32 protein-coding genes and 2 riboswitches are annotated in these 24,327 nt (G+C 42.3%); of the genes, 8 read left to right on the forward strand and 24 right to left on the reverse strand.

Annotated elements, in window-relative coordinates:
- Positions 1-7: 7 nt before the first annotated feature.
- The 14 genes from accB to C6W21_RS07125 all read right to left on the reverse strand — a co-directional run bounded on the left by accB (position 8) and on the right by C6W21_RS07125 (position 9,155).
- Positions 8-484, reverse strand: coding sequence for an acetyl-CoA carboxylase biotin carboxyl carrier protein (gene accB / locus C6W21_RS07060; RefSeq protein ID WP_003215926.1), 477 nt, complete (start codon positions 482-484; stop codon positions 8-10).
- A gap of 198 nt (positions 485-682) precedes the next feature.
- On the reverse strand, positions 683-1,312 hold the full coding sequence (locus C6W21_RS07065; protein ID WP_189318167.1) for a SpoIIIAH-like family protein: 630 nt from the start codon (positions 1,310-1,312) through the stop codon (positions 683-685).
- A complete protein-coding gene (spoIIIAG, locus tag C6W21_RS07070) occupies positions 1,312-1,983 on the reverse strand; it encodes a stage III sporulation protein AG (protein ID WP_106049786.1) in 672 nt (223 codons plus the stop codon). The genes C6W21_RS07065 and spoIIIAG overlap by 1 nt, the downstream gene beginning before the upstream one ends.
- The gene (spoIIIAF, locus tag C6W21_RS07075; protein ID WP_106049787.1) at positions 1,976-2,608 is read right to left on the reverse strand and encodes a stage III sporulation protein AF; all 633 of its coding nucleotides are present in this window, start codon (positions 2,606-2,608) and stop codon (positions 1,976-1,978) included. The genes spoIIIAG and spoIIIAF overlap by 8 nt, the downstream gene beginning before the upstream one ends.
- A gap of 15 nt (positions 2,609-2,623) precedes the next feature.
- Positions 2,624-3,817, reverse strand: a complete 1,194-nt coding sequence (gene spoIIIAE / locus C6W21_RS07080; RefSeq protein WP_106049788.1) for a stage III sporulation protein AE — start codon at positions 3,815-3,817, stop codon at positions 2,624-2,626.
- 19 nt (positions 3,818-3,836) lie between these two features.
- Positions 3,837-4,250 carry a stage III sporulation protein AD gene (gene spoIIIAD, locus C6W21_RS07085; protein WP_087978339.1) on the reverse strand — a complete coding sequence of 138 codons (414 nt, stop codon included), beginning with the start codon at positions 4,248-4,250 and terminating at the stop codon, positions 3,837-3,839.
- Positions 4,247-4,453, reverse strand: coding sequence for a stage III sporulation protein AC (spoIIIAC, locus tag C6W21_RS07090; RefSeq protein ID WP_003153142.1), 207 nt, complete (start codon positions 4,451-4,453; stop codon positions 4,247-4,249). The genes spoIIIAD and spoIIIAC overlap by 4 nt, the downstream gene beginning before the upstream one ends.
- Positions 4,454-4,472: 19 nt before the next feature.
- Positions 4,473-4,988 (reverse strand): stage III sporulation protein SpoIIIAB, encoded by a 516-nt coding sequence (gene spoIIIAB, locus C6W21_RS07095; protein ID WP_106056073.1) that lies wholly within the window; start codon positions 4,986-4,988, stop codon positions 4,473-4,475.
- On the reverse strand, positions 4,982-5,905 hold the full coding sequence (spoIIIAA, locus tag C6W21_RS07100) for a stage III sporulation protein AA (RefSeq protein WP_106049790.1): 924 nt from the start codon (positions 5,903-5,905) through the stop codon (positions 4,982-4,984). The genes spoIIIAB and spoIIIAA overlap by 7 nt, the downstream gene beginning before the upstream one ends.
- Before the next feature lie 66 nt (positions 5,906-5,971).
- Positions 5,972-6,256 (reverse strand): YqhV family protein, encoded by a 285-nt coding sequence (locus tag C6W21_RS07105; protein ID WP_066030673.1) that lies wholly within the window; start codon positions 6,254-6,256, stop codon positions 5,972-5,974.
- A 178-nt stretch (positions 6,257-6,434) separates the two neighbouring features.
- Entirely contained in the window at positions 6,435-6,992 is a 558-nt protein-coding gene (gene efp, locus C6W21_RS07110; RefSeq protein ID WP_012010541.1) for an elongation factor P, read from the reverse strand.
- A gap of 25 nt (positions 6,993-7,017) precedes the next feature.
- Positions 7,018-8,082 carry a M24 family metallopeptidase gene (locus C6W21_RS07115; protein ID WP_189318168.1) on the reverse strand — a complete coding sequence of 355 codons (1,065 nt, stop codon included), beginning with the start codon at positions 8,080-8,082 and terminating at the stop codon, positions 7,018-7,020.
- Positions 8,076-8,519 (reverse strand): type II 3-dehydroquinate dehydratase, encoded by a 444-nt coding sequence (gene aroQ, locus C6W21_RS07120; protein ID WP_106049792.1) that lies wholly within the window; start codon positions 8,517-8,519, stop codon positions 8,076-8,078. The genes C6W21_RS07115 and aroQ overlap by 7 nt, the downstream gene beginning before the upstream one ends.
- A gap of 108 nt (positions 8,520-8,627) precedes the next feature.
- Complete coding sequence (locus C6W21_RS07125) at positions 8,628-9,155, reverse strand: YqhR family membrane protein (RefSeq protein ID WP_106049793.1); 528 nt, start codon at positions 9,153-9,155, stop codon at positions 8,628-8,630.
- A 222-nt stretch (positions 9,156-9,377) separates the two neighbouring features.
- On the opposite strand from C6W21_RS07125, the gene C6W21_RS07130 reads away from it, so the two are divergent.
- The gene (locus C6W21_RS07130; protein ID WP_106049794.1) at positions 9,378-10,334 is read left to right on the forward strand and encodes a DUF1385 domain-containing protein; all 957 of its coding nucleotides are present in this window, start codon (positions 9,378-9,380) and stop codon (positions 10,332-10,334) included.
- Between the two features lie 38 nt (positions 10,335-10,372).
- A complete protein-coding gene (locus tag C6W21_RS07135; RefSeq protein WP_106049795.1) occupies positions 10,373-10,768 on the forward strand; it encodes an SA1362 family protein in 396 nt (131 codons plus the stop codon).
- Here the strand turns inward: C6W21_RS07135 and C6W21_RS07140 are convergent.
- From C6W21_RS07140 to C6W21_RS07150, 3 genes are all read right to left on the reverse strand, one after another.
- Positions 10,765-11,640, reverse strand: a complete 876-nt coding sequence (locus C6W21_RS07140; RefSeq protein ID WP_106049796.1) for a patatin-like phospholipase family protein — start codon at positions 11,638-11,640, stop codon at positions 10,765-10,767. The genes C6W21_RS07135 and C6W21_RS07140 overlap by 4 nt on opposite strands.
- A gap of 103 nt (positions 11,641-11,743) precedes the next feature.
- Positions 11,744-12,178, reverse strand: a complete 435-nt coding sequence (gene mntR, locus C6W21_RS07145; RefSeq protein ID WP_003215946.1) for a transcriptional regulator MntR — start codon at positions 12,176-12,178, stop codon at positions 11,744-11,746.
- Between the two features lie 85 nt (positions 12,179-12,263).
- Positions 12,264-13,100 (reverse strand): lipoate--protein ligase family protein, encoded by an 837-nt coding sequence (locus tag C6W21_RS07150; RefSeq protein WP_003216009.1) that lies wholly within the window; start codon positions 13,098-13,100, stop codon positions 12,264-12,266.
- Between the two features lie 220 nt (positions 13,101-13,320).
- On the opposite strand from C6W21_RS07150, the gene C6W21_RS07155 reads away from it, so the two are divergent.
- The gene (locus C6W21_RS07155; RefSeq protein ID WP_106050221.1) at positions 13,321-13,701 is read left to right on the forward strand and encodes a rhodanese-like domain-containing protein; all 381 of its coding nucleotides are present in this window, start codon (positions 13,321-13,323) and stop codon (positions 13,699-13,701) included.
- Positions 13,702-13,745: 44 nt separating this feature from the next.
- Here the strand turns inward: C6W21_RS07155 and gcvPB are convergent, their stop codons facing one another.
- From gcvPB to gcvT, 3 genes are read right to left on the reverse strand one after another with little or no spacing between them, the layout of a single operon-like run.
- Complete coding sequence (gene gcvPB, locus C6W21_RS07160; protein WP_106049797.1) at positions 13,746-15,206, reverse strand: aminomethyl-transferring glycine dehydrogenase subunit GcvPB; 1,461 nt, start codon at positions 15,204-15,206, stop codon at positions 13,746-13,748.
- Entirely contained in the window at positions 15,199-16,545 is a 1,347-nt protein-coding gene (gene gcvPA / locus C6W21_RS07165) for an aminomethyl-transferring glycine dehydrogenase subunit GcvPA (protein WP_106049798.1), read from the reverse strand. The genes gcvPB and gcvPA overlap by 8 nt, the downstream gene beginning before the upstream one ends.
- A 16-nt stretch (positions 16,546-16,561) precedes the next feature.
- The gene (gene gcvT / locus C6W21_RS07170; protein WP_106049799.1) at positions 16,562-17,659 is read right to left on the reverse strand and encodes a glycine cleavage system aminomethyltransferase GcvT; all 1,098 of its coding nucleotides are present in this window, start codon (positions 17,657-17,659) and stop codon (positions 16,562-16,564) included.
- Between the two features lie 104 nt (positions 17,660-17,763).
- A riboswitch (glycine riboswitch) is annotated at positions 17,764-17,859 on the reverse strand.
- Positions 17,860-17,862: 3 nt separating this feature from the next.
- A riboswitch (glycine riboswitch) is annotated at positions 17,863-17,970 on the reverse strand.
- 250 nt (positions 17,971-18,220) lie between these two features.
- On the opposite strand from gcvT, the gene C6W21_RS07175 reads away from it, so the two are divergent.
- The 4 genes from C6W21_RS07175 (at position 18,221) to sinR (ending at position 21,419) form a co-directional block, all read left to right on the forward strand.
- Entirely contained in the window at positions 18,221-19,891 is a 1,671-nt protein-coding gene (locus tag C6W21_RS07175; RefSeq protein ID WP_106049800.1) for a DEAD/DEAH box helicase, read from the forward strand.
- Between the two features lie 14 nt (positions 19,892-19,905).
- Entirely contained in the window at positions 19,906-20,703 is a 798-nt protein-coding gene (locus C6W21_RS07180) for a YqhG family protein (protein WP_106049801.1), read from the forward strand.
- Between the two features lie 182 nt (positions 20,704-20,885).
- Positions 20,886-21,050 carry an anti-repressor SinI family protein gene (locus C6W21_RS07185; RefSeq protein ID WP_003217357.1) on the forward strand — a complete coding sequence of 55 codons (165 nt, stop codon included), beginning with the start codon at positions 20,886-20,888 and terminating at the stop codon, positions 21,048-21,050.
- Positions 21,051-21,083: 33 nt separating this feature from the next.
- Positions 21,084-21,419 carry a transcriptional regulator SinR gene (gene sinR / locus C6W21_RS07190; RefSeq protein ID WP_106049802.1) on the forward strand — a complete coding sequence of 112 codons (336 nt, stop codon included), beginning with the start codon at positions 21,084-21,086 and terminating at the stop codon, positions 21,417-21,419.
- Positions 21,420-21,486: 67 nt separating this feature from the next.
- On the opposite strand, the gene tasA is transcribed toward sinR, so the two are convergent.
- The 3 genes from tasA to tapA are packed head-to-tail and all read right to left on the reverse strand — an operon-like array spanning position 21,487 to position 23,496.
- The gene (gene tasA, locus C6W21_RS07195; RefSeq protein ID WP_106049803.1) at positions 21,487-22,287 is read right to left on the reverse strand and encodes a biofilm matrix protein TasA; all 801 of its coding nucleotides are present in this window, start codon (positions 22,285-22,287) and stop codon (positions 21,487-21,489) included.
- 57 nt (positions 22,288-22,344) lie between these two features.
- Positions 22,345-22,917 (reverse strand): signal peptidase I SipW, encoded by a 573-nt coding sequence (gene sipW, locus C6W21_RS07200; protein WP_106049804.1) that lies wholly within the window; start codon positions 22,915-22,917, stop codon positions 22,345-22,347.
- 51 nt (positions 22,918-22,968) lie between these two features.
- Positions 22,969-23,496, reverse strand: a complete 528-nt coding sequence (gene tapA, locus C6W21_RS07205) for an amyloid fiber anchoring/assembly protein TapA (protein WP_106049805.1) — start codon at positions 23,494-23,496, stop codon at positions 22,969-22,971.
- Positions 23,497-23,761: 265 nt separating this feature from the next.
- On the opposite strand from tapA, the gene C6W21_RS07210 reads away from it, so the two are divergent.
- On the forward strand, positions 23,762-24,073 hold the full coding sequence (locus C6W21_RS07210) for a YqzG/YhdC family protein (protein ID WP_189318169.1): 312 nt from the start codon (positions 23,762-23,764) through the stop codon (positions 24,071-24,073).
- A 33-nt stretch (positions 24,074-24,106) separates the two neighbouring features.
- On the opposite strand, the gene C6W21_RS07215 is transcribed toward C6W21_RS07210, so the two are convergent.
- Complete coding sequence (locus tag C6W21_RS07215) at positions 24,107-24,301, reverse strand: YqzE family protein (protein ID WP_024718846.1); 195 nt, start codon at positions 24,299-24,301, stop codon at positions 24,107-24,109.
- Between the last annotated feature and the right edge of the window lie 26 nt (positions 24,302-24,327).

Here is a 24,327-nt window from a genome sequence, read left to right on the forward strand (position 1 = left end):
GTACTCCTTACTCTGCTTTCACTAGAAAGAGGGGTTGTCCGAATTCTACAAGCTGACCGTTCTCAGCTAATACTTCGACGATTTCACCTTTTACTTCTGCTTCGATTTCATTAAACAGTTTCATCGCTTCTACGATGCACACAACTGTGTTTTCCTTCACCTTAGAACCTGATGTCACATAAGGATCTGCTTCTGGTGAAGATGAAGCATAAAATGTGCCAACCATTGGGGATGTGATTTTATGCAGATTTTCAGACGCAGCTGCCTCTTGTGCAGGGGCTTCGGTCTGAGCTGGAGCTTGTGCTTTAGGAGCTTGTTGAGCTGGAGCTGCTTGGACAGGAGCCACTGGTGCCGCAACTTGCTGAACGACTTCTTTATTTTTCTTCAGTTTGATTTTTGCACCTTCGTTTTCGTACGTAAATTCATCAATTGTAGATTCGTCAATTAATTTAATCAGTTCATGAATTTCTTCAATTTTTAACATGGATTTGCACCCCTATGTATGGATTTATCTTTTTCTTATAGGCTAGTACTAAAAGTACATACTATAACCATCTTACAGGAGGATTTCAATGAATTCAACTACTATTGTGGCGAAGCGCCTCGCGAAAGCACCTTGGAGAAGGCGCCAAACCGCATCAAAAAACGCCCTTTTCGGCAAAGGGCGCCTGTTCATTTTTTATTAATTGGAGGGCTCAAAAGTGACAGCTACGTTATCAAGACCTCTCATTTCTTTTGTGACCATATCAATAATATCGGCCGCTTGGGACTTTGATTTTTTGTCAGAACGAACCGTGATGCTTACTTTATCTCCCTCAGCACTCACTAGCGCATCTTTATATCCTTTTGTTTTAATTAAGGTTTCGAGCTGACGCTCCGTTCCTTCTGCCTCACTTAGCGCTGTCATTTGATCATACGCTTCACTTTTTTCTTGTGCTGTTGCATCATCACTGGATACGATTTCGTTGAACTCTTCGCGCTGTTTGCTTCGTTTATCTTCAAGCTCTAATCTATATGTTGTAAAAAGCTCATCGTCTGTTTGCTCCGACACAGCTTTTCCTTCTTCACCGCTTGTTTCGATATCCTCTTGTTTGCCATTTGTTTCTTTGTCATTGGACTTCTCATCAGCACCTTTTTCCGTTCCTTTGTCCGTTCCTTTTTCTGTTTCAGTCTTTTTCTCTTCCGTTCCTTTTGATTTCACCTCTTCTACTGTCACTGCATTTTCACCTTGTGGAGACATGATATAGTACACACTTAAGACGACAACTAAACTTAGCATCGTTAATAGCCAAACCGTTTGTTTTTTTAACATCATTCCGAATCCTCCTTGATTTTTTTAGGGGCAACAGCCACTCTATGGCTCGGTACATCAAGCACTCGTGTAACCGCTTCAATGATGGTTTTCTTTATTTGAACGTTGTCTACTCCTTGAGCAACAACGAGGACACCTCGAATATCTGGCTTTTTCGTTTGAACCACTACAGGTGTTTCTTCATTGCCATTTTTGATGATGACGATTTCTTCTTCTTTTGTTTGATCGGTGACACTTCGCACGCCGCCTTCTTTATCTGTTTCCTCGGTCGTTGTGCTTTTATTGGATTTGTTTTTTTCAAACACTTTTAAAGAAGTTGCGTCTACATTGACCACAATCGATACGTCCTCAACGCCAATGATGGTCTCTAAAATTTCTTTCAGCTGATTTTCGTATTCTTGCTCCACATCCTCAATCGAATTCTTTGATTTACTTGACGATGCCGGCTTGAATACTTCCTGCTCTTGTGAAGTTGTTTTTTTAGAAGCAGGAACAGCAGCCTGTTCTTTGTTTGATGGCGGTGACAAGATCTGACTGACTAACATGAAAGATACGCCGATGATGAATACAAGCAGCAAGTAATGGTGCTTCGTTAACTTTGGTTTCCCTTCACCTTTTTCAGGCGGCTGCAAGAATGCTTTCAGCTTTTGCTTCCAGTCCTTGTTATTCATGATCTGCTGCGTCACCTCCCTCAATGTTCAGCGCAATGTGCTCAGGACTCGTATTCCAAACATCAGCAAGCTTCTCTTTCACCCTCGTGATCTCTTTGCTAGAAGATCCAGCGCTTTCCTCCTTTTGCCTGGAGAGATCAATGTCCACCTTTGCCACCGTTTCTACCGCATCACCTGTGAGCGGGGAAAGAACTGCTTTGATGCGAAATTGATCCGCCTCCATATTCTGATCCAGATGCTCCTCATCTGCCAGCACTTCTACGTGTTTCATTTCATAGCTCTCCTTCTCCAGTGGCTCCTTTGCGCTTTTTTCTAGTTGGACAGCCATTTGCTTTAAAATATATGCACGCTGAGAGGCTTGTATTTCTTTTTTTTCTAAATTCATTCGATTTTTTATTTCTTCTGACTGTGCTTCTTCCTTCCCCTTCATCAATTCTGAGAAAATTTGATCAGGGTCTGCCCGAAATAAAGCAAAAATCGGATTGAGCATCACCACAATCAACAGCAGGCTGACGACCATTTTGGCATACTTTTGCATGCTTGAATTGGGAAGCAGAAGATCAATGACAATCGCAAATAAGATAAAGAGAATAATACTTGTGATCCATTCCGTGAGAAAACTCAAAAGGTGTCCCCCTCCTTACTTCATCATCATGGTCAAGTTGCCAGCAGTGATAATGACGGTAATGCTTAAAAAGAACATGAGCGACACGACAGCAAGTGCAGCAAAGATATAAAGCACACTTTTTGAAATGACATCAAGACAGCTGATGATCGGTCCGCCTCCTAATGGCTGAAGAATGGCTGCGGCAAGCTTATATATAAGGGCTAGCGAGAGCACTTTGATCGCCGGGAAGGCGGCAATTGAAATGAGAATAGCGACGCCAACAAGTCCGACCGTATTTTTGAGTAATACAGAGGCACTGATCACGGTATCTGTTGCATCTGTAAACATTCTGCCAAGGACAGGGATGAAATTTCCGGTAATAAATTTAGCTGTACGAAGTGCGATACCATCCGTAACCGCAGCAGATGCACCTTGCACAGAAATGACGCCAAGAAAGACAGTTAAAAAAACGGCTAACCCGCCTATCGCCACATTTCTTAACAGCTGGGCAAGCTGGGTGACCTTGTATTGTTCGGTCAGCGTACTGACAATGCTCAATATCGCTGATAAAAAAATAAGCGGTAGAACGACATATTGAATAAAAACGCCGCTCGTATTCATCAAAAATAAAATAACGGGATGAAAAAATCCGGCTGAGACAAGCCCGCCTGATGAAGCAATAAGTGCTAATAAAAGAGGTATAAGAGCAAGAATAAAACTAGTCATCGTTTGAATCGCTTCTGTAGCATAGGAAATCGCCACATGAAAGCTGTTGAGTGCAATAATGATCAGCACCATATAAACAAGAGCGTAAGCGACTTTGCTGACTGTGCTTTGCTCAAACGCATTCTGCAAAAGCTGCAAAAGTGAACAAAAGATGGTGAGTAAAATCAGTGTGCCTAGAAGCTTTCCGTTTGCTATGACCTCGTGAAAAAGATAATGAACAAAGGCTTTTAGCCATGTTTGGGGAGACAGCTCTTTATCGCCATCAACCATTTCCTTCACTGTTCCTTTTTGGCTTTCTGGCAGAAAGCCGCCATACTCGTCCAATATGGTTTCCCAAAAGTCACTGATAGAATGAAGCTCAAGTGCATCAGCCTGTCCATTCGCCACTTCTTCTGCTGCTGGTGCTTCATTTGAGAAAGGCTCTTTTTCTTCTGCACCTGCCTGCGGAGCGATCAGCCAGAAGAAAAGGATCAATCCCATAACAGCTGTCACCCGTTTCATTGTCATCACCTCTTTTCAATTAAGTCATGGACGGGATCATACCTAAGATGGTCTCAATGATGACTGTTAAAATGGGGACTGCCATGACCAAGATAAGAATTTTGCCGCCAAGCTCTATTTTTGATGCAATGGCGCCTTGTCCGGCATCTTTCGTCAGCTGGGCGCCAAATTCCGCAATATAGGCAATGCCAATAATTTTTAAAATGGTTTCAACATACTTCATATTGACGCCGGCACTTGCCGCAATTTTTTCAATCATCGAGATAATGGCATAGATTTGATCAATTAAATAAAGAAAGATTACACACCCTGTAAATACAACAAGCATAAAGGCGAAGGTCGGCTTTTGTTCTTTGACGATTAATGCTAAAAAAGTAGCGATTAAACCAAGTCCAACAATTTGTATGATTTCGATTTGTAAGCCCTCCCCTATCCTTGAAATAGAAATACGGCTTTAATCTTTTTAAACAAATCGTCTACAATGGTTGCCACCATAAACAAAATGTAGATAAACCCAAGCAGCGTGACCCACTGAGCGTACTCCTTTTTCCCCATTTGATCTAAAATCGTATGGAGGAATGCCACAACGATGCCTACTCCCGCAATTTGAAAAATGACGTTTACATCAACGCCCATGCTCTCGACTCCCTTCCTCTCACATCAATAAAAGAATCAGTAGTAATCCGCTTAAAAATCCGAGGCTTCTGACCATTTTTTCATTTTTCGCTTGGGCGATTTCAGCTTCCTTCTCCTCCGATTCCAAATGACCTAAAGCAAGCTTGATATATTTTTGCTGAGACGTGACATCATGCTGGCCAAGTGTTTCTCCAAAGTGCTTCAGTGCCTCATATTCGCCTTTTTTCAAAACGGTTTTTTTCCAAACATCCTCAAGACTCTCATTCCATGCATGCCGTGCAGAAAAAGTTCCGACTTTCAGTTTTTCTGCAAATTGTTCAAATAACCGATTTACAGGAGTACCTACTTGCGACGCAATTTGCTCTGCAGCCCGCGCTAGAGGTGTTTGACCATACATAATTTCCGCTTCAAGAGACTGGAGCGCAAACCGAAGCTGCCGAATTTGTTTCGGCCTGTCGCTATATCGTTTGGCAAACTCGAACCCTCCCCAAGTCGTAGCCGCGACAATCAAAATAGCGCCAATGAGCTTTAACATACGTCCACTCCCCGCCTCCATTTCATCTCTTGTCCGTCTTGGTCATATATCCGCCCGATCGTGCCGGGACCATTCTTGCGATTTAATTCAACATATCGTTCAAACACTCGAAGCTCCCATAACGACTTCAATGATGGGCGTTTATACACATCTTCAAGTGAATAGCCATGAACTGAGACGATAATGGTGACTCCGGCATGAATCGCTTCTAAAAGTGCCTGCACATCCTCGCTTTTTCCGATTTCATCGACGATCATGACCTCTGGACTCATAGACCGAATCATCATCATCAAGCCTTCAGCCTTTGGACACGCATCGAGCACGTCAACCCGGTGTCCAAACTGGTGCTGCGGTACCCCTCTTATACACCCAGCGATTTCAGAACGCTCATCTATAATGCCTGTTTTTTTAGGAGGAATTGCTTTTGTGCCAGTACTAGCCAGTCTTGCTACATCCCGCAATAATGTCGTTTTCCCTGTTTGCGGTGGACCGATGATGAGTGTATTGCACCAGTGCTCTTCATATAAATAAGGAAGAAAGGGAAGCGCAATCCCGAGTTTTTCTTTTGCAATGCGGATATTAAATGAAGAGATATCTCTTAATCCTTTGACAATACCGTTTTCAACGATCACCTTTCCTGCAAGTCCCACCCGGTGTCCGCCAGATATGGTGATGTAGCCTTGCTTTAGTTCCTCTTCAAGTGTGTACATGCTGTAATTGCTCAACCTGCCTAATAGCTGAGACGCATCTTCTCCTGTTGTGTGATAAGAAAGAAAGCGCGGTTTTCCTCTTTGCATCAATTCAATAGGACGATCCGTGCGAATGCGGATTTCTTCTATTTGATCCCATTCTGCTTCTTTTAGCAGTCTAAGTTCTTGTCCAATCGAGTGCGGGAGAATATCCAACAAACTCCGCAACGAATTCCCCTCCTTTTTTTCTTCTCTAAAATGTATGATGGGAGTCGTTAATTATGCCAAGCCGTTTCACTTATAGATCCCAACAAGAATAAACACGACACCAATGAAAATAAAGACGAGCTTGGCATAAGATAACTGCCCTGCGATTTGATAGATTCCAATCGTCATCGTGATAATAAAAATGAGCGGCCCAATGATCGCCAATATACTATTGATGACAACCGCTTTTCGAACGTCATTTGTGACTAAAATGAGGATGGCAGCCGTCAGTTCAATCGCGGCCGATAAGAACCTCATGCCTGCCATTGCAGCTACTGACGGATGGATGCCTGGGAAAAGAAATGGTTTCATATAGAACCTCCAGCTTTTTTTACACTATATGCTTGTCTAGCTGAAAGTAGTCTTGTTTTTCGGGAAGGAAAAGAGATGAATGAGAGAATTGAGAGAATGCCTACCTTTTGGGGAGTCTTACATGTTTTACAATAAAAAAAAGACTGTAAACACGAGGTTTACAGTCTTTCTTCGTTCATTACGCTCTTGACACGTATGAACCGTCTGATGTATTAATGACTAGTTTATCTCCTTGGTTCACAAAGAAAGGAACGTTGACGATTAAACCAGTTTCAGTTTTTGCAGGTTTTGATCCGCCTGATGTTGTGTCGCCTTTAATACCAGGCTCTGTTTCTACTACTTCTAGTTCTACCGTGTTTGGAAGTTCTACTCCAAGAGTTTCAGCACCGTACATCACAATTTGAACCGACATATTTTCTAGCAAATATTTCAGCTCATCTTTAATTTGTGTTTCACTTAGTTCAAGCTGCTCATAAGAACTTGTATCCATGAAGACATGCTGGTCGCCATTTGCGTACAAGTATTGCATTGTTTTTGTTTCAATTTGAGCTTTCGCTACTTTTTCGCCTGCACGGAATGTTTTTTCTTGAATGGCACCAGTACGCAGGTTACGCAGTTTCGAACGAACAAACGCTGCGCCTTTCCCTGGCTTTACGTGTTGGAAATCCACTACACGCCAAATACCGCCGTCCACTTCAATTGTCAGGCCTGTACGAAAATCGTTTACTGAAATCATTTTGTCATCCTCCTACATTTCACCATCATAATATGATAAGTTCTTTCGGTGAGTGGGTCAATCGTTTATTGCCGTCAGCTGTCAGGACAATATCATCCTCAATTCTCACGCCGCCGACATCCGGCAAGTAAATCCCCGGCTCAACTGTCACAACCATTCCTTCTTCTAAGACGACCTCTGATCGTGAGGAAAGGCCTGGCGCTTCATGCACTTCCATCCCTAGCCCGTGGCCAGTTGAATGCCCGAAGTATTGACCATAGCCATACTTTTCAATGATGTCACGTGTGATGCGATCAGCTTCTTTTCCTGTTAAGCCTGGCTTGATTCTATCCACACCAGCGTTTTCTGCTTCTAATACGATATGATAAATTTCCTTTAGCTTATCGCTCGGTGTGCCGACAGCAATCGTTCTTGTCATATCAGAACAATAACCTTTATAGTAAGCACCGAAATCGAGTGTGACTAAATCACCAGATTCAATCACCTTTTCACTCGCTCTTCCGTGCGGCAGGCTTGAACGAACACCTGAGGCGACAATCATATCGAATGAAGATCCTTCAGCGCCTTCTTTTCTCATGAAAAATTCAAGCTCGTTCATGACAGCAATTTCCGTCAAGCCCGGCTTGATGTAAGTGAGAATATGTTCAAAGGCGTGATCTGCAATCTTCGCAGCTTCCTCTAATATCTTAATCTCTTCACTAGACTTAATCAAGCGCAACTTTTCAACTGATTCTGAGACCGGAACAAGCTCTATATCGCCTGCTTTATCTGCATACTGCTGGTACGCGGCAAATGTCATATGATGTTGTTCAAACCCAAGGCGTTTTATCCCAAATTCCTTTGCCATTTGGGCTGCGGTTTCCACGATGTTTCCTTTATGTTCAATAATGTCGTAGCCTTTTACTTGGTCCTTCGCTTGCTCTGTATAACGGAAATCCGTGATAAAAGCTGCCCGGTCCTTTGAAACAACGGCAAGACCGGCTGAGCCAGTAAAGCTGGTCATGTACTGTAAATTAAAGCTGCTCGTAATGACAAGACCATCGATCTCCAATTCAGATAAAAGTGTTCTTAACTTTTCAAGTTTCATGATACTGCTCCCCCTTCACTGACTAAATAACGAATCGCCAATTTATACCCTTCTAAACCAAGACCAACGATTTGCCCTTGGCATACTGGAGCAAGTACAGAATGATGGCGGAATTCCTCTCTCTTATGAACGTTTGAGATATGTACTTCAATGACGGATAAAGAAATACTTGCAATGGCATCTCTCAGCGCATAGCTGTAGTGTGTAAAAGCACCCGGGTTAAACACGACTCCATCGTACTGATCTTCTCCCTCATGGAGCGCATCAATCAAATCCCCTTCGTGATTCGATTGAAAGAACGTTAACTGGATATTGGCTCTTTCTGCAAACTGGAACAAATCCGTTTCTAAATCTGTCAGCGTCTTACTTCCGTAAACAGCAGGCTCTCTTTTGCCAAGCCTATTTAAATTGGGCCCATTCAGCACAAGAAAATGAGGCATACGACCACTCCTTCACCCTAATTCAATCAATATCGAGATCTGTTTCTTTTTCCTTAGAAACCTTTCGTTTCCAAAAATATTTTATCATATGAATAGGTGATTTACACTTTATTCTGTCTTTTTCCCGAGTGCCCTTGCAAGCTTCTGACTCGTTAATTCATTATATTCAAATGAAATACTGTATCCGACAAACATGCCATATATAATATATAGGCAAAATGTCGTAACGATGGTGCTTTGCTGCAAATCCTGGACTTGCTTTACATCTGGGAAAATGGGATTAAATACGTAAAAAACGAGCAGCCATAAAAGCGCGCCATATATCAGTCCCATCCAATAGCCTTTGATTCGTTTTAAAAGCCCATAATAAATAAAGGCTGCTCCAATAGATAAAACCCCTAAAAGCACAATACTAATAAAAGTACCAAGTCCGCCCTTTTTCCACTCTCCGAGCACAAAAGGCTGAAGGAGCATATTCGGACTCACCTCTGAGAAATGAAACATATGGGTCAGGAACCCGATAAAGCCCCAAAAAACACCGCCGACAAAGCCTGTCGCAGCTGCTCTTGCCACCAGCGATGACGTTTGTACGGACTGATTTTTTTCTTCTTGGTTTTTCTTTTCATCACGTTTCATTTGTGAACACCTCCAGCAAGTAGTATGTCCAAAATGTCATGAAAAAAAAGGATTCCATCCGTGAGTGTAAAATTTTTATAACAGGGTATACTGGCTAAAAAGAGGCAGATAGAATTCTAGTAGATAATCGACCTGTGCGCTAGTGATTTCCCCTCATTTCCTGTACAATAAAGGTATAAGGAAATGCATGTAAATTACAGGAAACAGGCAGGTTGATGAAATATGTCCAATCAAACAAAACCTCCAGCATATGGAGGGCAGGCAGTTGTCGAAGGTGTCATGTTCGGAGGAAAAAAGAACTATGTGACAGCGATTCGGCGAAAGGATCAGTCCATTGAGTTTTTGAAGCTTCCCCGGACCTCCAATAAACGAACCGCCTTTCTCAAGAAAATCCCCTTTGTCAGGGGTGTTGCTGCACTTGTTGAAGCAAGCGCAAATGGCAGTAAGCACTTAAACTTCTCCAGCGAGCGCTATGACTTAGATCCTTCAGAAGATCATACTCTTGAAAAAGAACAAAAAAGCTCGAAATTATCCATGATTTTCGGCATTGCTGTGATCGGAGTTCTCTCTCTTCTCTTTAGTAAATTTGTCTTTACCCTAGTACCTGTCTTTTTAGCTGAACTTGTGCGGCCCGTATTTTCAGGGAATTTCGCACAAATCGCAGTGGAAACATTCTTTAAATTGGTTCTTTTATTAGGCTATATTTACTTTATTTCCATGACCCCTTTAATTAAAAGGGTATTTCAATATCATGGCGCAGAACATAAAGTCATAAACTGCTATGAACAGAATCTTGACATCACAGTGGAAAATGTCCAAAAACAATCACGGCTGCATTATCGATGCGGCAGCAGCTTTATTTTATTCACTGTCATTGTCGGAATGTTCGTCTATTTACTCGTACCGACAGATCCTTTATGGGTGAGAGTTTTGAATCGCTTGGCGCTCATTCCGGTTGTTCTGGGCATTTCATTTGAAGTGCTTCAGCTCACGAACAAACTACGAGAAGTGCCTGTGCTTAAAGTGCTTGGCTATCCTGGCCTTTGGCTGCAATTGCTCACAACAAAGGAACCCTCTGACGATCAAGTCGAGGTAGCCATTGCAAGTTTTAATGAACTTCTTCGTTTAGAGGAAGCGTCTGAGAAACAAGCGTCAGATTCTGCTCATCAAGTGATCTAACTTATAAATCCGGTAAATTCCTTCGGAGGTGGACAGTTATGAATCGCCGAGTACATCCTGCTTTTACCATTATTTTCGCTTTAGGTGTTTTGGGATTTGTGTATTTACTCACAACGAATCCAGGCAGACTTTTTACCATGCTGCTATCAGTTGTGATCATTGGAGCGGTTGTGTTTTTCCTATTTAGATGGCTGATGAATCGAAGAACTGGAACAGAGGGCAATCTTTATCGTAAAGCAGTCAAACAATCAAAACGTCGCTACCAGCAGCCTAAACCAAAAACGAAAAGCCAGATGAAAAATCGGGTCACTCATTTGCGAAGCGTGCCGACTGACCACAAGTCTAAGCCCGTCCTTCTCAAAAAGAAAAGCCAAACACAGTTAACTGTGATTGAAGGCAAGAAAAACAAAAAGAAGAATCGCGCCTTATTTTAAAATGTCCAGCTTTTTAAAAATTGCTCGGCCTTCTGTCTGCCTAGATCGACGAGCGCCTTTTTCTTTTCTGTCATCAGGTGAAAATCAGTGGCAATGACGTGTTCTACAGGAATAAAAATAATATGACGTTCGTGTTTTGTGGCGATGTGTCTTTCGTCATGAGCACCACGCATCGTTTCAAAAAGAGCGCCAAACAGTTCAAACGCATTGCGGATGGAGTGTTGAGGGCGTTCTTTTTCGTTTGGGGTTAATGTGACACCGACGAACGGTCTTTTTTTCTCTTCGGCAAACAGCCATATTGGAAAATTGCTGAGCACTCCTCCATCCACGATGGTACAAATACCTTTTGAAGACTTCAGTTTGACAGGCTCGAAAAAATACGGCAGGCTGCAGCTCATCCGAATCGCCCTCGCAACGGAAAAGCGCTCCGGATTTAAGCCGTATGAAGGAAGATCGTCTGGCAGCACGAGGATTTTCCCATTTGTTAAATCAGAAGCAACAATTTTCAGCGAATCTTTTTTCAGATCCCCAAATACGGTGACCCCTTTTCGTTTCAACACGTCTGTCAGCCATTTTTCCAGCCGGTCGCCTTTGTACAGACCGAGGCGCCAGTAAATGGATACCCACCTGAGCATTTTAAACGGAATGAATTGACATCTTCTGTCAAGCAATTGATGTTCATCCATTTCATCTAAAAGCTCCCGAATCTCCTGACTAGTAAAACCTGCTGCGATGAATGAAGCAATGATCGCTCCGGCACTTGTACCAGCAAGGCGGACAAATTGATATCCTCTCGCTTCAAGCGCTTCATAGGCACCCGCAAGTGCTGCCCCTTTAATGCCTCCACCTGAGAACACACCATCTATCTTCATCAAGGAGCCCCCTTTACTTTCACACTATTAATAGTGTAGGAGCATTTGCCTTCAATTAGAACTTTAATCAAAAAGGACACCCATGCTGAGGGTGTCCTTTTTCTTAAGATTCTTGATTTGTTTGTTCGTTTTTCTTTTGAATCGCTTTCAGCTGAACAGATCGCTCGTCGTTTTCTTCAAAGAATTGAACGAGATCGCCGATGCGGTCAATGCTGTTCCAGCTGAGATGATGTTCAATGCCTTCTACATCATCATAAATTTTCTCTTCATCTACACCAATGATTCTTAAAAATTGCTCTAGCAGTTCATGTCTGTATACGAGACGTTTTCCAATTTTTTTGCCTTTCGGTGTTAAAATTAGACCACGATACTTCTCATAAATGAGGTATTCATCTTTATCTAGCTTCTGAACCATTTTTGTTACAGAGGAGGGATGGACAGCGAGTGCTTCTGCAATATCAGAGACTCTGGCATATCCTTTTTCTTCTATCAGCATATATATTTGTTCAATGTAATCTTCCATACTAGGTGTAGTCATAAAACCCCTCCATAATGCACCTTTACTTAATAATCATAACAATTCTACACCATCGCCCATTAAAAAACAAGAAGTGTCCACTGTCTTAACGCTTGTAATTCCACTCGTCTGAGGCATATTTCGTTTTGGCGAGATGATGGACAAACGCTAATTCTTCATCTGTCAGCTCATAAGGCACAAGCTCAATATTTAACCCTTTTTCAAATCCCCGTTTAAACGCAACACGCGCATCGTCTATTGTACAAGTTCGGTCTGAGATTTCATTGATGGCGACCGCTTTGTTTTTAAAGCTTCGCTGCATCCGCTCTCTCACACGGTCGTTTGGATAAAGAAATAAATCGAACAGTTTGTCCTCATCAAGGTCAATTAAAATGGAGCCGTGCTGGAGGATCACTCCTTTTTGTCTCGTTTGAGCACTGCCCGCTACCTTTCTGCCTTCTACGACAAGCTCGTACCAGGAAGGCGCATCAAAGCATACAGACGATCTTGGATTTTTTAAGCTTTCTTTTTCTTTATCTGTTCGAGGAATGGCAAAATACGCATCGAGTCCCAGTTCTTTAAAGCCCTCTAAAATGCCTTCTGAAATAACGCGGTACGCCTCTGTCACCGTCGCCGGCATTTCTGGATGTTCCTCTGACACAATCACGCTGTAGGTCAGCTCCTGGTCATGAAGAACCCCTCGCCCTCCAGTTGGTCTGCGGACAAACCCAAGGCCATAGCGCTCGACTGCTTCCATGTTGATTTCCTTTTCAACATGCTGAAAATACCCAACAGACAATGTCGCCGGATTCCATCCATAAAAACGGATGACAGGCGGGATGAGCTTCTCACTATGCCAATAAAGCAAGGCTTCATCCATTGCCATGTTAAAAGCAGGGTCTTGATTTCCTGTATCAATGAAACACCATTTCTCTTTTTGCATATAAAAATCCCTTCTCTTTTACGTAGTCAATGTTAGCTGATGGTGATGGCCACCGGTTTTCTCTCTTCATCAGTCTATCAAATAGGGAACGAATTGAAAATAATTCTTACCATTTATGATGACAAGTTTCTTTTGCTTTACTATAATAGTATTTGTCTAAAACGTACCATCAGACAGGCCACTGTGCTGATGCTCAAGAAGGAGTCGAGTTGTATTGTCAATATTCAACTATATCGTCCTCTCACTTTGTGGACTTTTCGTTCTTTATTCCGTCGGCAGCTACATTTATCAGCAGCGCATTATGAAAACGCTGACGGAAGAAGAATTTATTAAAGGTTACCGCAAAGCTCAACTCATTGATGTGAGAGAGCCAAATGAGTTTGAAGGCGGACATATTTTAGGGGCAAGAAACATCCCCCTTTCCCAGCTAAAGCAGCGCAAAAATGAAATTCGTCCTGACAAGCCTGTTTATCTCTATTGCCAAAACAATTTGAGAAGCGGAAAAGCAGCCCAAACTTTACGTAAAAACGGCTGTCGTGAGATTTATAATTTAAAAGGCGGCTTTAAAAAATGGGGCGGCCGTATCAAAACGAAGAACTAACAAAAAAGACTCTGGGAGCGTGATCCCCCTTGAGTCTTTTTTCTTTATTTTCTTTCAAAAACAAGGACTGGATTCCGCGCGGCCTTTGTTTCGTCCATTCGTTTGACGACTGTCGTATGCGGCGCTTCCTGCACCACTTCAGGATTCTCTTCTGCTTCTTTGGCAATCTGAATCATCGCTTCGATAAAGGCATCAAGAGTTTCTTTTGATTCTGTTTCAGTTGGTTCAATCATGATACATTCCTCTACATTGAGCGGGAAGTAGATCGTTGGCGGATGATAACCAAAATCAAGTAATCGTTTGGCAATATCCAGTGTCCGCACACCTAATTTTTTCTGACGTTTACCTGAAAGAACAAATTCATGCTTACAGTGACGGTCAAATGGCAAATCGAAATGAGCACTTAAGCGGCGCATCATATAGTTCGCATTTAACACGGCATTATCAGTTACAGCCTTTAAGCCGTCTGGACCCATAGAGCGAATGTACGCATATGCTCTGACGTTAATGCCAAAGTTGCCATAGAACGGCTTAACGCGGCCAATTGATTCTGGTCGATCATCATCAAAGTAAAAGCGGCCTTCCTTCTTCACAAGCACCGGCTTTGGCAAGTAAGGGATCAAATCCTTTTTGACTCCTACAGGACCTGAACCAGGGCCTCCGCCTCCATGTGGACCTGTAAAGGTTTTATGGAGATTTAAGTGAACAACGTCAAACCCCATATCCCCCGGTCTTGCTCTGCTTAAAACGGCATTCAAGTTCGCTCCATCATAATAAAGCTTGCCGCCAGCTCCGTGAACGATTTCAGCCATTTCTAAAATATTTTCTTCGAATAGGCCGAGTGTATTCGGATTCGTCAGCATTAAAGCAGCTGTTTCTTCATTGACAACACGGCGCAGGTCCTCTAAATCAACAAGCCCATTCGCATCAGATGCGACGGTAATGGTTTCAAATCCGGCCACTGTCGCAGATGCCGGGTTCGTTCCATGGGCAGAATCAGGCACAATGACTTTTGTTCGCTTATGGTCTCCTCTTGCTTCATGGTACGCACGGATCATCATGAGTCCTGTCCATTCCCCGTGTGCTCCTGCCGCAGGCTGTAATGTCACAGCGTCCATCCCCGTAATTTCTTCAAGATGATCACCCAGGTCGTGGAGTAACTCTAATGCACCTTGCACAGTGTCTGCCTCCTGTAGTGGATGGACTTGCGCGAAGCCTGCAAGGCGTGCGACCTTTTCATTAATCTTCGGATTATATTTCATCGTACAAGAGCCAAGAGGATAAAATCCGGAATCGACCCCATGATTACGCCTTGATAATGCTGTATAATGACGCATGATATCAAGCTCAGATACTTCTGGAAGCTCAGCATCCTCATGACGGATGTACGTGTCATCAAATAAAGCTGGGATCTCCTGTTCAGGTACATCTAAATCAGGCAGGCTATAACCAATTCTTCCTTCTTTGGATAATTCAAAAATAAGCCGCTGATCTTGTTTATTCATGGCGATCCCCCAATTCCTTAATGAACGTATCAATTTCTTCTTTCGTTCTTAGCTCTGTTACAGCGACAAGCATGTGATTTTGAAGCTCTGGGTAGTCTATTCCTAAGTCATAGCCGCCGACGATTCCTTTTTCAAGCAATCGTTTATTGGCTTCTTTCACAGGCTCTTGTAATTTGATCACAAATTCATTAAAATGGGTCCCTTCTATATCAGCGAGCAGTCCATATGTTTCTGCCTGCGTCTTCGCATAGTGGGCTTTTTGTACGTTTTGATAGGCGATTTCTTTGATGCCTGTTTTTCCGAGTGCTGTCATGGCAACGGAAGCGGCTAATGCATTTAATGCCTGATTCGAACAAATATTGGATGTCGCCTTATCTCTTCGAATATGCTGCTCACGCGCTTGAAGGGTCAGCACAAATCCACGAACACCATTTTCATCTTCTGTCTGTCCGACTAAACGACCTGGCACTTTTCGCATCAACTTTTTCGTCACAGCAAAGTATCCGCAATGAGGCCCGCCAAACGCAGCTGGAATGCCAAACGGCTGTGCATCACCAACGACAATGTCTGCCCCAAGTTTTCCTGGCGGCGTCAGTAACCCGAGGGCAAGCGGATTGCTTGAGACAATGAACAGACTTTTTCCTTTATGCGCAATAGGTTCAATGTCTTTTAAAGGTTCGACGACACCAAAAAAGTTTGGATATTGCACAAGAACCGCTGCTGTATCGTCGCAGACAGCCTTCTCTAATGCAGCTAGATCTGTCTGTCCTTTTTTCGCAGGCACTTCAACAACTTCGATGTGCTGTCCTTTGGCGTATGTTTTTAGCACTGCTCTTGATTCAGGGTGAACCGTTTCAGAAACAACCACTTTTTTCTTTTTTGTGTGTCCCGCAGCCAGCATCGCCGCTTCAGCTAATGCCGTCCCGCCATCATACATCGAGGAGTTAGCAAGATCCATACCCGTCAGCTCAGCAATCATTGTTTGAAATTCAAAAATGGCTTGTAGTTCACCTTGCGAAATCTCCGGCTGATATGGTGTGTATGCTGTATAAAATTCGGAACGTGAGATGACATGATCAACAATGACAGGCTGGTAATGATCATATACACCAGCACCAAGAAACGATGCATAGGAAACCGTATCCTTATTCTTTGCAGCTAATCGGGATAATTCCCTTACAAGCTCTGTTTCAGATGCGGCTTCTTTAATGTTGTATGCTCCTTTAAATCTCACTTTTTCTGGGATATCTGAAAAAAGCTCATCAATCGACTGAACGCCGATGACATCCAGCATTTCTTTTTGATCTTGCTCAGTTTGCGGCAGATACCTGTGCTTCATCCTCTATTCCCCCTCATTATTTGGCTCTTTTATAAAATGGTGTTGCGACGATTTTAGCTTTTAGACGTTTTTTGCGAACTTGTACTTCCACCTCTGCCTGAAGCTGCGCCTGAGAAGATTCGATTAAAGCAAGCCCGACATTTTTCTTTAATGTTGGGGATTGTGTGCCCGTTGTGACAACCCCAATCTGCTTTTCTCCTGAAAAGACCGGATAGTCTGTGCGCGGAATCCCTTTATCGATCATTTCAATGCCGACAAGCTTTCGTTTCGTCCCTTCTTCTTTTTGTTTTTTGAGCGCTTCTTTGCCAATAAAATTGGCTTCTTTATCCGTTTTGACAGCAAAGCCAATCCCGCCTTCTAATGGAGAGATATCCTTTGTCAGCTCCTGGCCGTAAAGCGGAAGTCTTGCTTCAAATCTCAAGGTGTCACGTGCACCGAGCCCGCACGGTATTAATCCTTTTGGCTCGCCTGCTTCTAATAAAGCCGACCAAATATGGATTGCATCTTCTGACTGGCAGTAGATTTCAAAGCCGTCTTCCCCTGTGTAGCCCGTTCTGGAAACAAGCACTTCTTTTTGAGCGACCTCAGCTTTTGATAAAAATGTAAATGGCTTGAGAGATGTCACCTCTTCATCCGCCACATCTTTCATAATGTCAGCAGCAAGAGGTCCTTGAAGGGCTAGCAAGGCGATTTGATCAGAGACATTTTGGATCAATACATCGTTCTCACCTTGATGCTGAAGCAGCCAATCCACATCTTTTTCGATATTTGATGCATTAATGACAAGCAAATAATTGTTCTTTTCTTTTTGGTAGACGAGCAGATCATCCACCGTCCCGCCATCTTCATAGCACATGGCTGTATATAGCGCCTTACCATCTGTCAGCTTAGACACATCATTGGTTAATAACCTTTGTAAAAAAGGAAGGGCATCTTGACCTTTGATTTCCACCTCACCCATGTGAGACACATCAAAAAGCCCTGCCTTTGTTCGAACAGCTTCGTGTTCTTCTTTAATGGAAGAAAATTGGACAGGTAATTCCCAGCCCCCGAAGTCAATGGTTTTTGCGCCAAACATTTCATACGCATGAAAAAGCGGTGTTCGTTTCAACATCAATCGTTTCCCCCTTTTTTCTTTCAGTGCAGTTCACAAGCTGAATTTTCAGAAAAAAATCACAGCAAAAAAGGACAGAGCGCTCCCTTTTATCAAAAAGAAGTCTCTGTCCTTGCACCTGAAAGTTTACAGCACAACATCATTGTGCGTTTTCCCCTTTGGTGGTTTGCTAAAAAACGATGAGCAAACACTCTCCAGAGTTGCGTCCGGTAAGAGTACTTTTGCCTGAGAGATTCACTGAAACGATTCAGCTTGCTCCTTCGGCGCCTGCCAGTGCAAAATAACTGCCAAATCTCTCCCCATACCATCATCCGCTCATATTCTTCACATTTATTGGACATACTATCAAAATGGGTGACTTATTTTCTAGATCACTTACCAACATCCTACCATTAGAAACGGATGAAGAGCAACAGAAAAATCATTAACATTTTTTAAATAGTCATTCACTATCATTCGCTTTTATTCATATATCTAGTCTTTTAAAGACCTCTTAAAAAATGAAGCGTTTAAATACTGAACAATTTTATCCACAACCTACTAGAAAGGCAGGCGATCACATTGAATATTCAAACGATTTTCGATCAGGAATGGGCAAGTGAATTTCAGCAGCGGCTTGCAGCAGACGGCCCCTGGGCGAACTGGGAAATGTACCGTTTAGCGACGCAGGTCCAAAAAGTCACAGCCATTGATTCATTTGAAGGACTGCAAGCTCCCGCACACCTGCCTGCATTAACCCCTTTAAAACACCAGCTTGAAGTAGCCAGAAGAGTCGTAGAAGAGATGAACGGAAAAGCCATTTTAGCAGATGAAGTAGGACTTGGAAAAACCGTAGAAGCAGGACTCATTATCAAAGAATACATGATTCGTGGACTTGCAAAAAAAATTCTTATACTCGTCCCCGCCTCCCTTGTATCTCAATGGGTACAGGAGCTGCGGACGAAATTTTACATTGATGCTGTCGAACAAAAAAAGAGCTACGTGTGGGAGCAGTGTGACGTCGTGGTTTCCTCCATTGATACAGCCAAAAGACCGCCGCATCGAGACACCATTTTATCAATTGCCTACGATATGGTCATTATTGATGAAGCACATAAACTGAAAAACAATAAAACGAAAAACTATGAATTTGTGAGAAATCTGAATAAGAAATTCTGCTTACTGCTGACAGCGACGCCTATCCAAAACCGTATCGGAGAAATATTTAATCTCGTTTCCCTTCTGAAGCCAGGCCACCTAGGGAATGAACATCAGTTTAAAGATGTTTTTGCCAAAAAGGATTTGCAGCTTGAAGACCATGACCGATTAAAACAGCTTGTGAATAAAGTGATGATTCGTAATCGAAGGCAAGACACAGGCATCGAGTGGACAAAACGGCATGTCAAAACGATTTCCATTGATTTCTCTCCAACAGAACAAACATTATATGATGAAATCTGCAAGCTGAAAGAGAACCCGTCTTATACAAAGCACATGTTTTCCATCATGACCTTGGAACGGGAATGCTGTTCAAGCCGCGAGGCGGTCTATATGACGATAAAAAAAATGCAGGAAGAAGAAAAACATATCCTTGGAGCCTCTGCTATAGCGCAAATTATGGAGAAAATCAATCAAGTTCAGCAAAATACAAAGGCGCTCGAAGTGGTCAAGCTTATTCAGCAGTTAAATGAAAAGGTCATTATTTTCACCGAATACCGCGCGACACAAATTTATTTACAATGGTTTCTTCAGCAAAATGGCATCAGCTCCGTTCCTTTTCGGGGCGGCTTTAAGCGGGGCAAAAAAGATTGGATGAAAGATTTATTTAGAGAACGGGCGCAGGTGTTAATTGCGACAGAAGCGGGCGGCGAAGGAATCAACCTTCAGTTTTGTAACCAAATCATCAACTACGATCTTCCGTGGAATCCGATGCGTCTAGAACAGCGGATTGGACGTATCCACCGCCTTGGTCAAGAGCGAGATGTCCACATTTACAATATGGCAACAAACGGTACCGTTGAGGAACACATCTTAAAACTTTTATATGAAAAAATTCAGCTGTTTGAAAACGTCATTGGCGATCTAGATGATATTTTAACGCGAATAGATATCAAAGATGCCGAAACAGAACTGCATCAGATTCTCTTTCAGCACGAATCTGACGGAGACATGAAAAAGAAATTAACTCAGTTTGCTTCCTATTTAACAGAAGCAAAAACACCACTTTTAGAAAAAAGACAGCAAGGCTCATAAAGGAGAGTTGATCAATGGAGCAGCGTGACATACACACCTTTCTTCTCCGTTTCTTCCAGGCAAATCAATGTGACATACTAGAAGAAAGTGCAGGACATATGACCGTACAACTGACCATCGATATGGATAAATTGATTATGAACCGCCCTTTTTATTGGCACTGGCTTGAAAAAACTGGTGGTGTTCCGGAACCGCGGCAATTGACCCTCATCACCGATCAAAAAAAAGTGGATGATACGATTGAGGGTGAATTTATTCACTTCGGCTCCCCTCGTTTATTTCAAATATTTGAAGCTGTCAAACAGCAGGGCCGTTTTATCCGTCTCTATGAACGAGTCACTCCGCTCACAAACAACCAGATCGCACTCGAGCCATGGCTTGGTCTCAATGTGAAAATTTCTTATCTTGCAGATCGGAAGAAGGATAAGCTTTTATCACTAGGACTTCATCTAATTCGCGGAGAAGTCGTTGAACAATTTCAAGAAAAGCTGGAAACTCGCGAGCTGTCATCTCAAATTCCAGATTATTGCTTTACGATGAGTACAATGATTAAGCCAGAAAGCGGAGTCAAACGGCTCTATAGTCTAATGGAGCGTTACGCCCAAGAGGAGCCAGACGATTGGGCGGTGAGAGCTGTTCAAAAATGGAAGAAAGATGCCGAACTTTTAAACCAATTTTATGAAGGGACTTCAGACACGTCTGTAGAATATGAAATAGAAAGACAAGCACTCAAAACTTTATACGAACCAAAAATCAGTCTTACGATTGAAAATGGCGGGCTTTTTTACTTACAGCAAAAAAGAGGAGGTTGACCCATGGGTCCCCTCCCTTTCATGTGACATACAATTTTCGATCAGCCAAAAGCAACGTTTGTCTGTTTGTATTGGGCGGAAAAATGACGCAAGCAAACTATGAGGTCTTACCATCTGTGTCTTTCCATTTCATGCGTTAAGTGCCTGAAATACACGATTCAGTATTTTAGGAGGGTATTTGTATGGAAAAGAAAACGAACATATTAGACAGTGAATGGGTTCAATTATTACTTGAAGCTCGTAAAGCAGGGCTAACAGTTGAAGAAGTCCGTCAATTCCTCAAATCAAGTGAAAAGTCCTCTGAGTCTCACCCTCTGGTAAGAAGTCATTCTATCAAACCTTTCTGAATGTGCTATAATATCGAAAGGAAGGTGATGACATTGATTGGCCAGCGTATTAAACAATACCGCAATGAAAAAGGCTACTCACTATCAGAACTGGCCGAAAAGGCTGGGGTAGCGAAGTCTTATTTAAGCTCAATAGAAAGAAACTTGCAAACAAACCCCTCCATTCAATTTCTTGAAAAAGTCTCCGCTGTTCTGGACGTCTCGGTTCATACACTGTTACACGAAAAAGATGAAACCGAATACGATGGTCAATTAGATAGTGAATGGGAAAAACTAGTTCGAGATGCAATGACATCAGGGGTTTCGAAAAAGCAATTTCGTGAATTTTTAGATTATCAAATCTGGAAAAAAAAGCAAGAAGAGGAGTAAAGCGCACATTTTAGCGCATACTCCTCCAATTGCTATGCAGAGTTTGATATCAGTCTAAAGACTGGCTTTATTTTTTATCTTCGCTGTGTGCTTTTTCGTTTTCTTTCACGTAGCCTTTTTCATCCGTATGCTTTTTGGGATTGATCGTTAAACCATTCCACTGAGTCGCTTCGAAGGAAAGATCAATTTGAATCGCATCGCCTTGGTATTTATTTTGGATATAGTGACCAGCTTTATCCTTCGTCTGGTCATTGACAAATTCAATGATCATTTCCATTTTATCGTAATCAAACGGGTTCTTTGGAATGCCGTCATACTCTGGAGCCACTGTTCCATCAACAGTTGCTACATTAATCTTCCCACTTTCATGTAAAAACTTCTCATCGACGGCATGACGAAGCTTTTCAAATGCGGTCTGATCCTGTTTTGACGTTAGTTGATGCAAGTCAAGCAGGTTTGCATCGTCTAAGATAATATTTTTCGGATAACCATTTCCACCTTCGGCTCCAACCGTAAGAACACTCACCTGAAACTGGCTGAGGAATTCTTCAGCTGTATTCTTACCGCCATTCTTCGCGGAAGCTCCGTCTTGAAACTGGCTGTAATCAAGACTCATCAGCACTTGATTGATCGCAAGCGATCCTTTATTTTCAAAATGAAATTCTTTCTTGATCCGATCACCAGGTTTTAAGTTCGCAAGGTTGATGGCGCCGGAGTTCTCTTTTGCAGATAAATCCAGCTCTCCTGTTGAGTAGACCGCGTTTGCCGTTTCTACATCGTTAAACGCCGCCCATGTCCCCCCGCCGATTAATGCAAGGCCTAAAGCCCCTGATAATACACCTAAACGAATTGATCTCTTCTTTGTCATGAATGAACCCCCTAATAAATTGTTTTATTGAAACCTAATTAGGTTACAAACGAAAATTTAAGCTTGTTCCTCTGACATATGTAAATCAGCCGTGTGTCTTCGGTGTTTTGCAGCGCCCACAAAATGAAGAGTGGAATAAACGAGCAGCATCACACCTGGTATAATGAGCAGCAACGCAGTTCCAGCCGAAGTCCCTGCATACGAAAGAAGCTTTCCTGCATAAGGAATGTTCACACCCGTATACTGCGCAGCCACCTGATCCGCTTTCACTAGCGTGCCGTCCTGATACATATTATGGTCACCTTTTGTCTCAAAGGCTTTATTTGCTCCCTTTCCTTTCACCCCAACAATTCGGTGGGTCACATAAGACTGGTCCTTCTTCGTTTGAAACGTAATAATATCTCCTTTTTTCAGCGCCTCAGGTGAAGTCACTTCTTTTACGACAATGAGTGAGCCAGTCGAAAACTCTGGTTCCATTGAGCCAGATAATACTTGCTTGAATTGATAACCGAAAATCTGAGGATCTCCTCCTGTCGTTCTTGATGACAATACGACAATAATACATGCAATCATCACAGTGAACACTATCACATAAAGAATACTTCCAGACATCTTCATCCATTTTTTCATGACCTCTTCTCCCCTTCGCCTATCATTGTTTCATTTAAAAGACAGCGCCTTTTAGGATGCCTTTTCTTGACACTTTGCGAGCTGCATATGATTAGTCCAAATGAATGCTTCTTGAGATGCACCAAAACCATTAGGATAATAGATTTTAAACGCATAGATTCCATTCGTTTTCGCTTTATCTGTCGTGACAGTCGTCGTTTCTTGTGTTAAAAGAGACTGTATAGAGCCCTTTTCAACAATATGACCATCTTGTAACGGCTTCTGCTCACTTTTTACTTTATGTAATTCCCATTTCCATTCAGAGTGTGCAATAGGTTGTCCACTATTTTTTAATGTCATGCTCAGCTTTTGAGGCGCGCAGACTGTTCCTTTGATCATCGTTTGATCGATGAGTTCCAAATGACTTCTATCCCATTTGTTAGGCCGACAATGCTGATCCGTCTGTTCAAAATTTTCGCATGTTTTCATGACAAAGTTTGAGTGCTCAACATCGTTAAAAGAAGCGTTCGTTGTTGAGATCAAGAGAGACGTGAAAATCAAACAAATGGCACAAAAGAGTACAAAGAGCGACTGTTTCATTCATCCTCCAACTCCTTGAACGGTTGTTCTTTAATAAGAACGATTACATACAGTATAAGGAAATACCTATAAAAACCAAAACGTCAAATTAGTCCATTTTGTTCTTAAACAAGAACAATTACGAGAAAATTCTTCTATTTTCTCATTCTTTCGCCATATTCAATATTTTTTTGTGTGACATTTGTACTTCTTAAAACTTACATAAAAATGTAGGATTTGGTCAGGATAATAATAGGTGAGGTGATGTGAAGTGAAATATGGAAAGATGATAATCATGCTCAGTTTACTGTTGGGTCCTATAATACAAGACGCCACTCCTGCGGATGCGAGAGGTTTCACTGCCGCCGCAGATCAATGGGAAACACGGGCAGTCAAAGAAGCAAAGAAACGATATCCGCTGGCACAAGTCTTATTCAAACAAAAAGTATGGGACCGTCATCGTGAGAAGGAATCTGTGAAACAGTATCATATTACGTTAAAAGACCACGCCAAAGAATTCGGGGTATTTGTCACGATTTCTTATAACCCTTACTCAAACAAGGTCAATAAAGTGATTGTTGTGGAAGAATACAGTTAAAGGGGCATAAAAAAACCGCCTGCTGGCGGCTTTTTACTTTCGTCGATGTCGCTGACGTTTTTTTAACATCATTGAAAACCCAAACGGCAGAACCCCAAATAAACGCTGTGAAAATGGCGGTTTCGTTTCCATTTTCTCTTGTTTATGTTCCTTCCGTTCATCACGTGGTGTATTCATATATTTAATGATTTCCTGCGTCATATATTTTACATAGTCATTGGTTTTCAACACATTCACCTCTTCTTTCTTCAAGT

Origin of the sequence: Bacillus sp. NMCN1 (assembly GCF_002998085.1) — a bacterium.
Classification (GTDB): domain Bacteria; phylum Bacillota; class Bacilli; order Bacillales; family Bacillaceae; genus Bacillus.